Raw genomic sequence first — 13,264 nt, 5'->3', positions numbered from 1 at the left:
AGTTCCCTCGCGATCTATCGTCGATCGATAGAGGAGAAGGATCATTTCCCGGATTGCTAGTTAACGACTATTGACTTAGATCCGATGGGGTGTTTATCTGATTGCACGGAAGGCGCAGACCTTCGTCCTTCTCCGGCCGGCTCGGACGTCCGGTCGTATTCGCTCCAACGCAGGAGATCTCCGCAATGAACGACATCACTTTCGATATCGCCGACGGCGTCGCGACGATCACCCTCGACCGGCCGGAGGCGAAGAACGCGTTCACCCTCGACATGATCGACGAGTGGGCGGACTTCGTGGCCGCCGCACGCAGGAACAGTTCGGTGGGTGCACTCGTGCTGACAGGTGCCGGCGACGCATTCTGCGCCGGCGGAGACCTGAGCGTGATCGCCGGAATGGACGAATCGCCGCTCGTCGGCAAGCGGGTACTCACCGAGCACATCCACCGCGTCGCGCTGGCGATGGACGAATTCGACAAGCCGACCATCGCCGCGGTCAACGGCGTCGCGGTCGGCGCCGGGATGGACATGGCGCTCATGTGCGACATGCGGTTCATGGCCCGGAGCGCGCGGATGAGCGAGGGGTACATCCGGCTGGGTCTCGTGCCGGGCGACGGAGGGGCTTATTACCTCCCGCGCATCGTCGGAGTGGCAAAAGCGTTGGAGCTCTTGCTCTCCGGAGACTTCGTGGACGCCGACGAGGCGCTGCGCATCGGCCTCGTCACGAGGGTCGTCGACGACGAGACGCTGCTGAAGGAAGCTCAGGCTTTCGCCGCCCGACTCGCTGCGGGCCCGCCCCTCGCCACGCGCATGATCAAGCGCAGCGTTTACCACGGGCTGAACAGCGATCTGCGCACCAGTCTCGATCTCATCTCGTCCCACATGGGTCTCGTCGCCACGAGCGATGACGCCCGCGAGGCCCTCGCGGCCATGCAGGAACGACGCACACCGACATTTCAGGGCCGATAACCGGCACTGCACCTACCAACTCGAGGAGAGAACATGAGCGGAATCAACGACGGTCGAGTCGTCGTCGTCACAGGAGCCGGGCGCGGCATCGGTCGTGAGTACGCGCTCGAATTCGCCCGCGAGGGCGCCAAGGTGGTCGTCAACGACCTCGGCGCCGACCCGGACGGTGCGGGCGCCTCGCGTGGCCCGGCCAACGAGGTGGTCGACGAGATTCGCGCCCTGGGCGGCGAGGCCATCGCCAACGGTGACGACGTCGCCGACTCCGAGGGCAGCGCACGACTCATCCAGTCGGCGATCGACACCTTCGGTGGACTGGACGTGCTGGTCAACAACGCCGGCATCCTGCGCGACCGCATGATCGCGAGCATGTCCGAGCAGGACTGGGACGACGTCATCCGGGTGCACCTCCGGGGCACCTTCCTGCCGACGAAGCGTGCCGTCGACTACTGGCGCGCCGAATCGAAGGCCGGGCGGGCACGCGACGCGCGGCTGATCAACACGAGTTCCTCGAGCGGGTTGTTCGGCAACATCGGCCAGGCCAATTACGGTGCGGCCAAGGCGGGTATCGCGAACTTCACCATCATCGCGTCGAAGGAACTCGCCCGCTACGGAGTGACCGCCAACGCGATCTACCCTGGCGCGGTGTCGCGGCTCACCGCGGGCATCATCCCCGGCGCCGGCGAGGGACCGCATCCGATGGACGCGCACTACATCGCCCCCGTCGTCGCATGGCTCGGCAGCCCGGAGTCCCAGGACGTCACCGGCCGCCTGATCGGACTCCGCGGCAGCGAGATCACCATCGCCGAGGGCTGGATCTCGGGGCCGAGCGTCACCAATGAAGACCGCTGGGTCACGTCCGAACTCGGACCGATCATGAAGGAACTCGTCGGCCAGGCTCGACCGAACGTCGACTTCACCGCAGGCCAGTCCTCCGCGAAGAAGTAGGACGCAGCCATGACGATGAATTTCGACGCGATCGGCGCGGACAACGGCTACGGCGAAGCCACCTGGACGAGCAGGGACGCGATCCTCTACGCGCTCGGCGTCGGTGCCGGGCAGGATGATCCGCTGTCCGAGTTGCAGTACACGACGGAGAACTCCGAGGGCGTCACGCAGCAACTGCTCCCGGCGTACGGTGTGGTGCTCGGCATGACCTACGGCAAGCGGCCCACCCTCGGCGACTATCACCTGTCGAAGGTGCTGCACGGGGAGCAGTCGTTCACCGTTCACCGGCCGCTGCCGGTCGCGGGTACCGCGCGGATCTCGACCGTCGCCACCGGAATCTACGACAAGGGCAAGGGCGCACTCGCGGTCACCGAGACGACCCTGTCCGATCCCGCGACCGGCGAGCCCTGGCTGACGTCGCAGACCGGGCTGTTCATCCGCGGCGAGGGCGGGTTCGGCGGACCGTCGCAACCACAGCCGGAATGGGATGTCGCCGGACGCACGGCCGACGTCGAGGTCTCGGCAGCGGTGCGCGCCGACCAGACGCTGCTCTACCGCCTCTCCGGTGACCGCAACCCGCTGCACTCGGATCCGAAGTTCGCAGCGAAGGCGGGCTTCCCCCGCCCGATCCTGCACGGCATGTGCACGTACGGCGTCACCGGCCGGCTACTGATCAATGCGCTGTGCGGCGGCGACCCGGCGCGGGTGACGAGCATGGGCGGCCGGTTCAGCAAGCCGGTGATGCCGGGCACGACATTGACCGTGTCCATCTGGAACGACAAGGGCCGCGCGCTGTTCCAGACCCGCGACGCCGATGGCGTCGTCGTGCTCGACCGCGGCACCTTCGAGTACGGGGAGGTGCTGTGATGTCGGAATTCCGCGAACGCGCACGGGCATGGCTCGAGGAGAATGCTCCGCATCTTCCGCAGGGCGATCCGTATTCCGACGCCCGGGTGACCCAGGGCCGGTTGCACGCGGCCGGCTTCGCGGGCATCACGTGGCCCACCGCGTACGGCGGCCAGGGCCTGACCGTGATCGAGCAGCGCGAATGGGACGAGGAGGCGCAGGCGTACGACCTGCAGACCGAACCGCTGGGGATCGGACTGGGCATGGTCGGGCCGGTCCTCCTCGACCTCGGCACCGAGGAACAGAAGTCGACGTACCTTCCGCGCCTGGCGCGCGGCGAATGGATCGGCTGCCAGTTGTTCTCCGAGCCGGGAGCGGGATCGGACGTGGCGGGCCTGCGCACCCGCGCGGTGCGCGACGGAGACGAGTGGGTGGTCAACGGACAGAAGGTGTGGACCTCCCACGCCCATCACTCCGACGTCGGAATCCTGCTGGCCCGAACCGACGCCGACGTACCCAAGCATCAGGGAATCACGATGTTCGTGATCGACATGCACGCACCCGGAGTGTCGGTCCGTCCGCTGAAGGACATGAGTGGTGCGAGCAAGTTCAACGAGGTGTTCCTCGACAACCTGCGGTTGCCCGCCGGTGCTGTCGTCGGCGAGGTGAACCAAGGTTGGGCGGCGACGGTGCAGATGCTGCGGCACGAGCGGCTCGCGCTGACCGGTCGCCGCACGCGGCGGGACGACCCGTCGTCGCACGCATTTCTCGCGGATGTGGTGCGAAAGTCGGGACGTGCCAGTGATCCGCTGGTGCGGCGCACTCTCGCGGAGGTCTTCGTCGGTGAACGCGTCGGCGAGTTGTTCGCGTCGCGGATCGCGGAGGAGATCAAGGCGGGCGGCGACCCGGGACCGCGCGGATCGGTGGGCAAGCTCGCCGCCGGGCGGCAGGCTCGGTTCCTCGCTTCCGCCGTGACGACCCTGCTCGATGGCCAGGCCACGGCGTGGGCGCCCGACGACACCACCGGGCCGGCATTGGCACAGATCGTGTCGACCGCGCCGAGGCTCCGCATCGCCGGCGGGACCGACGAGATTCAGCGCAACATCATCGGCGAGCGGGTGCTGGGGCTACCGAAGGAACCGAAATGATTCTCAATCCGACCGAAGATCAACTCGAACTCCGCACTGCGGTAGCTCGATTCGTCGCCGAGGTGACACCGATGCCTGCGGTACGCCGGGCCATGGACACCGAGCCGGGATACGACCCGGCCGCATGGAAGCGGCTGTGCGGACAGCTCGGCATCCCCGCCCTGGCCATCAGCGAAGAGGGCGGCGGCGCGGGCTTCGGCGTCACGGAACTCACGGTGGCGATGCAGGAATGCGGCGCCGGGTTGGTGCCGGGACCGCTGCTCGGGTCCGGCGTCATCGCGGCACTCGTCCTCGACGCCGTCGGTGACCGGACCGTCCTGCCCTCGGTGGTCGCGGGAACGACGATCGCGAGCCTCGCCCAGGATCCGTCGCTGACCGTCGACGGTGGAGCTGTGTTCGGCACGGTGTCCGAGGTCCTCGACGCGATGACCGCGGATGTCTTCGTCGTCGCGGCAGGCAACTCCGTGTACACCGTCGACGCCACCGACCCGGCCGTGTCCCGGCACGCGCTGGTGACCCTGGATCCCACCCGCAGGCAGGGCGCGGTGCAGTTCGACGGTGCCGCCGCCACCCTGGTCGGCTCGTCCGACGGCCTGGCGGCCGGACTCGACCGCGCCACCGTGGCCCTGGCGGCCGAGCAGCTGGGAGCGATGCAGCGTTGCCTCGACCTGACTGTCGACTATGCGAAGGTTCGCGAACAGTTCGGCCGGAAGATCGGCTCGTTCCAGGCGGTCAAGCAGGGCCTGGCCGATGTCTACACGAGCGTCGAACTCGCGTCCGCGGCGGTCGCCTACGCAGCCTGGACCGCGGACCACGAGCCGGAGAACCTGGCGATCGCGGCGAGCGTGGCGAAGGCGTACGTGGGACCGGAGGCGTTCGAAGCGGCATCCCAGATGGTCCAGTACCACGGTGGCATCGGATACACGTGGGAGCACGACGCCCACCTGTACTACAAGCGGATCAAGACGACGGAGACGATGCTCGGCAGCGCCGACGATCATCTCGGGCGGATCGCCGCCCATCTCCTGGACGGCATCGAGGCGGAGCGGATCCACTGATGTCGGGGCCGTTGACCGGGGTACGCATCGTCGAACTGGCGGGGATCGGGCCGGGACCGTTCTGCGGAATGCTGTTCGCCGACCTGGGCGCCGAGGTGATCCGCGTCGAGCGGGTGGGCGCGCCGCACGACACGTGGAACGTCGCGGCCCGCGGACGTCGTTCCATCGCAGTGGATCTCAAGGCGCCCGGCGGCGCCGAAGCGGTCCTGAAGCTGGTGGCGACCGCCGACGGACTCATCGAAGGGTTCCGCCCGGGTGTCACCGAGCGGCTCGGTCTCGGCCCCGATCACTGTCACGTCGTGAATCCGCGGCTGGTGTACGGACGGATGACCGGTTGGGGCCAGAGCGGGCCCCTCGCGCAGGCGGCCGGGCACGACATCGACTACATCGCGATCGCCGGCGCGCTGCACGGCACGGGCGAGCCGGGGCGTCCACCACGCCCGGCCCAGAACTTCGTGGGCGACTACGGCGGAGGCGCGATGTTCCTCGCGTTCGGGATGGTCAGCGCCATCCTGCACGCCCGGGAGATGGGGGAGGGGCAGGTGGTCGACGCCGCCATGACCGACGGCACCGCGCTCCTCACCGCGGTGTGTCACGGCCGCCTGACGACGGGCGCCTGGTTCGACCGGCGCGGCGGCAACATCGTCGACGGATCCGCACCGTTCTACGGAACCTACGAGTGCGCTGACGGCGAGTATTTCGCGTTCGGTGCGATCGAACCCCAGTTCACCGACGAGATGCTGAACCTGCTCGGACTCGACCACGACGAGGATCTGAAGGCGCGGTGGCACGATCGGTCCGCGTGGCCGGAACTGCGTGAGCGGGTCGCGGCGATCGTGCGGACGAGGTCCCGCGACGACTGGGAGTCGATCTTCGACGGGTCCGACGCCTGCGCCGCACCGGTCTTGTCGCTCACCGAGGCGACGAAACACCCGCACAACGTGGCGCGGGGAACGTTCGTCGACATCGACGGAATCGTCCAGCCTGCACCGGCACCGCGATTCTCGCGCACACCCGGCGAAATCCGCGGGGGCATCGCACCGCCCGGGCGCGACAGCGCGGACCTTCTCGCCGAGGTCGGATACAGCCCGGAGGAAATCGACTCACTGACACACTCGAAGGTGATCGCATGACGAACGAACAGGTGTTCTGGCAGACCGCCGCGTCGGAGCCCGACCGGCTCGCGGTGATCGTCGACGGCGGTGGAACCACCACGTACGGTGACCTCGCCGAGACCGCCAACCGGCTGTCGCACGGGATGCGTGCGCAGGGGTTGACCGCCGGAAGCGTGCTTGCGCTGGTGCTCTCGAACCGGCTCGAATTCATCGCACTCCAGTTGGCGGCCCATCAGATCGGTGTGTACGTGGTGCCGGTGAACCGGCACCTCACGGCACCGGAGGCGGGGTACATCCTCGGCGACTGCGGCGCGGAACTGGTCGTCGCCGACGGGTCGACCGCGGCGACGGTCGAGGAGGCAGCGAAGCTGGCCGGGATCTCACCGGAGGTGTTGTTCGGCGTCGGTGACGGTGCCGAGGCGCTGCGGCCGTACGAAGAGCTGCTCGGTGATTCCTCCACGCCCGACGATCGCGTGGCGGGTGCCATGCTGTTCTACAGTTCGGGAACCACCGGACGCCCCAAGGGAATCCGGCGTCCGATGAGTGGTCTGTCCCCGGAGGTCGAACAGGCACGGATGGCCCAGTCCGCGAGGGCGATGAGCGTGACGCGAGACGGCGTCTACCTGTCGGTGGGGCCGCTCTATCACGCGGCGCCCAATCAGAACATGATGATGACCCTCCAACTCGGGCACACCGTCGTCGTCAGTTCCGGTTTCGATCCCGAGCACGCCCTCGGACTGATCCAGCGCTATTCGGTCACGGCTACCTTCCTCGTGCCGACGATGATGCATCGGCTGGTGACCGTCCCCGCCGAGCGGCGCAAAAAGTTCGACGTGTCTTCACTGAGCACGATCCTCCACTCGGCGTCGATCTGCCCGGTCGCCACCAAGCGCGCGATGATCGACTGGGTCGGTCCGGTGCTGGTGGAGTACTACGGTTCCAGCGAATCGGGTGCCACCACACTCATCGATTCCGAGAGCTGGCTGGCACACCAAGGTTCGGTCGGGCGGGCGAGACCCGGAATGGCGGTGCGGATCTGCGACGAGCGCGGCGAGGAGCTCCCACCCGGCACGCCCGGGCTGATCCACCTGAAATCGGGCGTCGTGATCGAGTACGTCGGGGATCCGGACAAGACCGCGGCCAGCTACCAGGACGGATTCTTCGTTCCCGGCGACATCGGCTATCTCGACGAGGACGGCTGGCTGTTCGTGTGCGACCGGCGTACCGACATGATCGTGTCGGGCGGTGTCAACATCTATCCGGCCGAGATCGAGCGCGAAGTCCTCCAGCACGAGGCCGTCCTGGACGCCGCCGTGTTCGGCGTCCCGGACGACGAATGGGGTCAGCGGGTGGTCGCGCTCGTGGAGCTCCGCGAGCCGGACGCGCAGCGAGACGAGGTCGCCGAATCGATCCTCGCTCATTGCCGCGAGCGGCTGGCCAAGTTCAAGCTCCCTCGCGTGCTCGAGGTCGTCGACCAGCTGCCGAGAACTGCCGCCGGCAAGATCAACAGGGCCCGGCTGCGGGACATCTACCAGAGCGAGCGAGCCGTCTGATCGGCCCTGTCGTAGAGCGCGGCCGTCGCGACGTCTCAGGACGCCGCGTCGGCCGGTTTCGCGTTCACGACCGCACCAGCGACACGAAGGCGCTCGCTGCGGGCGACAGCGGATCGTGCCGGTGGTAGAGGACGCACGAACGAAGCGGTGGGAGGTCGATGCGCCGGATCTGAGCGCCCATGCTCGCCGCCGTCATGGCCTCGGGTGCCGACAGCACCGCCGCGCCGACGCCCTCGAGCAGGAGCGGCAGGATGACTTCCCGGTGTTCCGTCTCCACCACGAGAGTCGGCAGCGGCAGGTTCGCCGATGCCACTTCCGCAACGAAAGCCTGTTGGCTCGCCGACCTTTCCGGGAGGCCGATGATCAGCGGGAACCGGACGAGGTCCGCGAGTTCCACGATATCGCCCGGGGGAATGTCGGTGGCCTTCGGCGAGAACGCGACCATCAGGTCCGAGACCGGGATCTCTATCGACGAGTGCTTCGGGAACGGCCCGGGGTGATCGGTCAGCAGCAGTTCCGCCTCGCCGCGTCGTAGTATCTCGAATCCCTCGACTCCGAAGGGTGCGTGTTGCAGACGCACGGTCACGTCGGGATAGCGCCGGCGGAACCGAACGAGCAATGGTGCGAGGGGGTCGACGGCGAGACCGTGTACCACCGCGAGGTCCAGGCGTCCTGTGTGCAGAGACTCCACGCTCTTGACGGCCGCACGGGCGTTGTCGAACGACCGCAAGGTCTGCCGCGCAGGGCCGACCAGGGCGCGCCCCGCGGGGGTGAGCGTCAGTCGGCGTCCGCGAACGAACAGTGGTGTGTCGAGGGCCTTTTCGAGTTCCCGGATCGACTGGGAGACAGCCGGCTGACTCACGTGCAGCCGGCGTGCGGCCTCCGAGATGCTCTCGGAGTCGACGACGGCGACGAACTGGGCCAGATGGCGACGCTCCATAACTGAAACTTATCACCGATCAAGGTAGATCGGGCGTTTACCTTTGGCGCATTCTCTCGTACCGTGAAGGAAGAGCGATGATCTGCTCACCAATTCACCAGGCCGCGTGCCCAAATTCATTGGCGCACTTCGACGCGGCCGCACAGGAGAGGAACGAACATCCCATGGGATCTTTGGAAGGTCGAGTAGCAGTCATCACCGGCGGCGGTCGCGGGCTCGGACGTGAGCACGCCCTGCTGTTCGCCGCCGAGGGCGCCAAGGTCGTCGTCAACGATCTCGGTGGCAGCGCCGAGGGCAGCGGTTCGGACGTTTCTGCTGCCCAGTCCGTCGTCGACGAGATCACAGCACTCGGCGGCGAGGCCGTCGCCAACGGCGACAGCGTCACCGACTGGGAAGGTGCTCGTCGCCTGATCGCCACCGCGATCGACACGTTCGGTGACCTCCACATCCTCGTCAACAACGCCGGAATCCTGCGCGACCGCCTGCTCGTCAACATGAGCGAGGACGAGTTCGACTCCGTGATCAACGTTCACCTCAAGGGCACCTTCGCGGTGACCCGGCACGCTGCGGAGTACTGGCGCGCAGAGGCGAAGAAGGGCGTCGAAATCGACCGGTCCCTGATCAACACCTCCTCCGGATCCGGCCTGCACGGCAATCCCGGTCAGACCAACTACGCGGCCGCCAAGGCCGGTATCGCGGCGATGACCCAGATCGCGTCGAAGGAACTCGAGCGCTACCACGTGCGCGCCAACTGCATTGCACCCGTCGCGCGTACGCGCCTCACCGAAGCCACCCCCGGCCTCGGAGACGTGATGACCGAGTCCGTGAACAAGGAATTCGACGAGTGGCACCCCGCGAACATCTCGCCCCTGGTGGCCCTGCTCGCCACCGAGAAGTGCGAGTTCACCGGCCACGCGTTCCGGGTGCTCGGCGGCGAGGTCGGCCTGTACCAGGGATGGAACGTCGTCGATCAGGTCGAGAGCGATGCCCGGTGGACCATCGACGGCCTGGCCGCGGCAGTCAAGCACATGCCGGCCAAGCCCGAAAGCGCGCTGCCCGGTAAGCATGCCGCCAAAGCGAAGGCGAATCGAGGCGAGAAGTGAGCGAGAACGACGCACCAACTTTCGAGATCGCAGTCGAGCGAGGGAAGGTCCGCGAGTTCGCGCGAGCCGCGATGTCTACCGACCCGGCCTACCAGGGCGCCGATCCCGTGATCCCGCCGACGTTCCTCACGACAGCCGGCTTCTTCTGGCAGACCGCCGAATCGAAGGCCGCTGCCGTGCACGGGCTCGATCCGCAGCGGACCCTGCACGCCGAGCAGGAGTACATCTTCCACGGCGAACCGCCCCGCGCCGGACAGGTTCTCACCGCCACCGCGCGGATCGCCGACCGATTCGAGAAGGAAGGCCGCCGCGGCGGCAGCCTGACGTTCGTCAAGGTCGTCACGGAGTTCCGGGACGTCGACGGCACGCTCGTCGCGGAGCAGCGCTCGACCGCGGTCCAGACCGCCCACGCACCGAAGGAGGAGTCCTGATGACCACGACCGAATCCACGCGCACGACTGTCGTCGGCGACAAGGCCCCGGAGCAGACGTTCGGACCGATCAGCATCACCGACATCGTCCGCTATGCGGGTGCGTCCGGTGACTTCAACCCGCTTCATCACGACGACGCCGCAGCGCGCAAGGCCGGATTCGACGGCGTCTTCTCCATCGGCATGTTCCAGGCCGCGCTGCTCGGCACGTTCGCCGCGGGATGGCTGGGCGCCGCGAACGTGCGCCGATTCACCACGCGCTTCCAGGAGCAGGTGTGGCCGGGAGACGTCCTCGTGTGCAACGGCGAGGTCACCGCGGTGCGTCCCGGTGACGGCGGCTCCGCCGTCGAGGTGGCCCTGACGTGTGCCCGGCAAGGGGCCGGCGTCGCGATCACGGGGTCCGCCGAGTTCTGGCTCCCCGCCTGACACAGCCGATTTCGACAAGGCCGGACCGAGCGACCAGGGCGCGGCCGGATTCACAAGGAGTTGCCATGAGCACCACCCCCCTCGGTGTCACCGGATACGGTGTCTACCTTCCCCTCTGGCGCGTCGACCGCAAGGACATCGGCTCCGCGCTCGGCACGCCTGCCGGCCGCGGCACTCGTTCGGTCGCCGGTTACGACGAGGACTCGACGTCGATGGGCGTCGAGGCCGCGCTCGCCGCTCTCGACGGGGCCCCGGCGCCCGCCGGGCTCGTCTACGCGACGGCCACCCCGGGATACGCGGACAAGACCAATGCCGGCATCGTCCATGCCGCACTGGCACTCGACCAGTCGGTTCCCGCGTGGGACTTCTCGGGAGCGGCACGTTCGGGCATGGGCGCGATCACCGCCGCGGCCGATGCAGCCGCCGCCGGACGTCCCACTCTTGCGGTGCTGTCGGACATCCGGACGGGCCTGCCCTCCTCCGCCGAGGAGAAGGACGGTGGCGACGGCGCCTCGGCCCTCCTCTTCGGGACCGGCGACGGCGTCGTCGCCGAACTGATCGGCCGCGGGTCGGCCTCGGCCGAGTTCCTCGACCGCTGGCGGGTGCCCGGCGAGACAGCCAGCAAGGTGTGGGAGGAGCGGTTCGCGGAGGGCATCTACCGCGAACTGGCACTCGACGCGGTCGACGCCGCGCTGAAGGAGGCTGGCCTCACCCGTTCGGATGTCGACCGCGTGGGTGTCGCCGGTCTGCACCGCAGGGCCGTCGGCGTCGTCACGAAGACGCTGGCGTCGGACGCCGCGGTGATCGACGACCTCGCTGCCACCGTCGGCGCGACCGGCACCGCGCAGCCCGGCATCCTCCTCGCTTCGGCGCTGGACGACGCGGCACCTGGCGAGACCATCCTGATCGTCCAGCTCGGCGACGGCGCCGACGCGGTGCTGCTGCGCACGACGGCGGCGTTGGCGACCTACCGCGACGCCCGCACGACCCCAGGGGTGGCCGAACAGCTCGGCTACGGCCGGACCATCGGCTACCAGCGATTCCTCACGTGGCGCGGATTCCTCCGCCGGGAATCGCCGCGCCGACCCGACCCGGACCGCCCCGCGGCACCGCCGTCGTCCCGCAATGCACAGTGGAAATTCGGCCTGGCCGGATCCCGATGCACCGAGTGCGGCACCCGGCACATGCCGGCCATCCGAGTGTGCCGATCCTGCAAAGCCGTGGACCGGATGGAACGCGAACGGATCGCCGGTGAGCGCGGCACCATCGCGACCTACCAGGCGGACCTCCTCGCCTACACCCTGAGCCCGCCGCTCATCGGCTCCGCGATCGACTTCGACGGCGGTGGCCGGCTGATGTGCGAGATCACCGATGCCGACGCGGCGGCGCTGAAGATCGGTGACCCCGTCGAGATGACGTTCCGCCGCTTCTACACCACGTCGGACGGCGTCCACAACTACTTCTGGAAGGCACGACCCGCCCGCGGTGCCGTCGCCGCCACTAAGGAGGCATGATCATGGCAACACACGGCATTCGCGACAAGGTCGCCATCGTCGGGATGGGCTGCACGCCCTTCGGCGAACACTGGGACAAGAGCGCCGAAGACCTCCTCGTCGACGCCAACCAGGAGGCCCTCGCGAGTGCGGGCCTCACCCAGGACGACGTCGATGCGTACTGGCTCGGCACGATGGCCTCGGGATTCTCGGGACAGCTGCTCTCGCGCACCCTGAAGCTGGACTACAAGCCCGTCACACGGGTCGAAAACTTCTGCGCCACAGGATCCGAAGCGTTCCGCAACGCGTGCTACGCGGTGGCGTCCGGGGCAGTGGACGTCGCGATGGCGATCGGTGTGGAGAAGCTCAAGGACTCCGGTTACTCCGGGCTGACGTCGGCCGCGCCGCCGCACGACGGCACCTCCGTGGCCATTACCGCGCCTGCCGCGTTCGGGCTCCTCGCACCGGCGTACGCCAACATGACCGGCATCGACGACGAACAACTCAAGGACGTCATCACCCGGATCGCGTGGAAGAACCACTACAACGGTGCACGCAACGAGCGTGCCCAGTTCCGCAAGGAACTGTCGATGGACGCGATTCGCAACAGCCCGAAGGTCTCCGGGATGCTCGGGGTCATGGACTGTTCCGGTGTCTCGGACGGTTCCGCGGCCGCGATCGTCGTCCGGGCCGAGGACGCCTACAAGTACACCGACAAGCCGATCTTCGTGAAGGCGCTGTCGATGGTGGCCGGTCCCGGTGACGGTCCGATGGACCCGACGTTCGACTACACCTCGATCCGTGAGGTCGTGAAGTGCGCCGAGAACGCCTACGCCGAGGCCGGTGTGAAGGATCCGCGCAGCGAATTCGCGTTGGCGGAGGTCCACGACTGCTTCACCCCGACGGAACTCGTGCTCATGGAGGACCTCGGTTTCAGCGAGAAGGGCAAGGCCTGGCGCGACGTTCTCGACGGAAAGTTCGACCTTCAGGGCGAATTGCCGGTCAACCCGGACGGCGGCCTGAAGAGCTTCGGCCATCCGATCGGCGCCTCCGGGCTGCGGATGCTGTTCGAGTGCTGGCTCCAGCTGCGCCGGGAGGCGCCGGCGGAGCGGCAGATCGCAAGCATCGCCAGCGGCGAGCGCACGCTCGGCCTGACCCACAACCTCGGCGGACGGCCCGGCGACTGCGTGAGCTTCATCTCCGTCGTCGGCACCGAACCCGCCGCCTGATCATCCTTTT

General features: G+C 68.0%; 13 protein-coding genes. 12 read left to right on the top strand and 1 reads right to left on the bottom strand.

The window, feature by feature from the left end; all coding sequences use genetic code 11:
• Positions 1-185 precede the first annotated feature (185 nt).
• From CJ177_RS18505 to CJ177_RS18475, 7 genes are read left to right on the top strand one after another with little or no spacing between them, the layout of a single operon-like run.
• A complete protein-coding gene (locus CJ177_RS18505; protein ID WP_095868312.1) occupies positions 186-968 on the top strand; it encodes an enoyl-CoA hydratase/isomerase family protein in 783 nt (260 codons plus the stop codon).
• Between the two features lie 33 nt (positions 969-1,001).
• The gene (locus CJ177_RS18500; protein ID WP_095868311.1) at positions 1,002-1,913 is read left to right on the top strand and encodes an SDR family oxidoreductase; all 912 of its coding nucleotides are present in this window, start codon (positions 1,002-1,004) and stop codon (positions 1,911-1,913) included.
• A gap of 9 nt (positions 1,914-1,922) precedes the next feature.
• Complete coding sequence (locus CJ177_RS18495) at positions 1,923-2,780, top strand: MaoC/PaaZ C-terminal domain-containing protein (RefSeq protein ID WP_095868310.1); 858 nt, start codon at positions 1,923-1,925, stop codon at positions 2,778-2,780.
• Positions 2,780-3,907, top strand: coding sequence for an acyl-CoA dehydrogenase family protein (locus CJ177_RS18490; protein ID WP_095868309.1), 1,128 nt, complete (start codon positions 2,780-2,782; stop codon positions 3,905-3,907). The genes CJ177_RS18495 and CJ177_RS18490 overlap by 1 nt, the downstream gene beginning before the upstream one ends.
• The gene (locus tag CJ177_RS18485; protein WP_095868308.1) at positions 3,904-4,965 is read left to right on the top strand and encodes an acyl-CoA dehydrogenase family protein; all 1,062 of its coding nucleotides are present in this window, start codon (positions 3,904-3,906) and stop codon (positions 4,963-4,965) included. Before CJ177_RS18490 ends, CJ177_RS18485 begins: the two co-directional genes overlap by 4 nt.
• Positions 4,965-6,098: a CaiB/BaiF CoA-transferase family protein gene (locus tag CJ177_RS18480; protein ID WP_095868307.1), complete on the top strand. Its 1,134-nt coding sequence runs from the start codon at positions 4,965-4,967 to the stop codon at positions 6,096-6,098. Before CJ177_RS18485 ends, CJ177_RS18480 begins: the two co-directional genes overlap by 1 nt.
• Positions 6,095-7,633 (top strand): AMP-binding protein, encoded by a 1,539-nt coding sequence (locus CJ177_RS18475; protein ID WP_095868306.1) that lies wholly within the window; start codon positions 6,095-6,097, stop codon positions 7,631-7,633. The genes CJ177_RS18480 and CJ177_RS18475 overlap by 4 nt, the downstream gene beginning before the upstream one ends.
• Before the next feature lie 64 nt (positions 7,634-7,697).
• Here CJ177_RS18475 and CJ177_RS18470 read toward each other — a convergent pair whose 3' ends face one another.
• Positions 7,698-8,573, bottom strand: a complete 876-nt coding sequence (locus CJ177_RS18470) for a LysR family transcriptional regulator (RefSeq protein WP_095868305.1) — start codon at positions 8,571-8,573, stop codon at positions 7,698-7,700.
• Positions 8,574-8,737: 164 nt separating this feature from the next.
• On the opposite strand from CJ177_RS18470, the gene CJ177_RS18465 reads away from it, so the two are divergent.
• The 5 genes from CJ177_RS18465 to CJ177_RS18445 all read left to right on the top strand — a co-directional run bounded on the left by CJ177_RS18465 (position 8,738) and on the right by CJ177_RS18445 (position 13,254).
• A complete protein-coding gene (locus tag CJ177_RS18465) occupies positions 8,738-9,676 on the top strand; it encodes an SDR family oxidoreductase (protein ID WP_095868304.1) in 939 nt (312 codons plus the stop codon).
• Positions 9,673-10,107, top strand: a complete 435-nt coding sequence (locus CJ177_RS18460) for a MaoC family dehydratase N-terminal domain-containing protein (protein WP_095868303.1) — start codon at positions 9,673-9,675, stop codon at positions 10,105-10,107. Before CJ177_RS18465 ends, CJ177_RS18460 begins: the two co-directional genes overlap by 4 nt.
• Positions 10,107-10,532: a MaoC/PaaZ C-terminal domain-containing protein gene (locus CJ177_RS18455; protein WP_005248561.1), complete on the top strand. Its 426-nt coding sequence runs from the start codon at positions 10,107-10,109 to the stop codon at positions 10,530-10,532. Before CJ177_RS18460 ends, CJ177_RS18455 begins: the two co-directional genes overlap by 1 nt.
• 65 nt (positions 10,533-10,597) lie before the next feature.
• A complete protein-coding gene (locus tag CJ177_RS18450; RefSeq protein WP_061040866.1) occupies positions 10,598-12,046 on the top strand; it encodes an OB-fold domain-containing protein in 1,449 nt (482 codons plus the stop codon).
• Between the two features lie 2 nt (positions 12,047-12,048).
• Positions 12,049-13,254 carry an acetyl-CoA acetyltransferase gene (locus CJ177_RS18445; protein WP_061699398.1) on the top strand — a complete coding sequence of 402 codons (1,206 nt, stop codon included), beginning with the start codon at positions 12,049-12,051 and terminating at the stop codon, positions 13,252-13,254.
• Positions 13,255-13,264 lie beyond the last annotated feature (10 nt).

The organism is Rhodococcus sp. ACPA1, assembly GCF_002300195.1.
Taxonomy (GTDB): Bacteria; Actinomycetota; Actinomycetes; order Mycobacteriales; family Mycobacteriaceae; genus Rhodococcus_F; species Rhodococcus_F opacus.
This window is presented reverse-complemented; position numbering and strand designations above follow the sequence as displayed.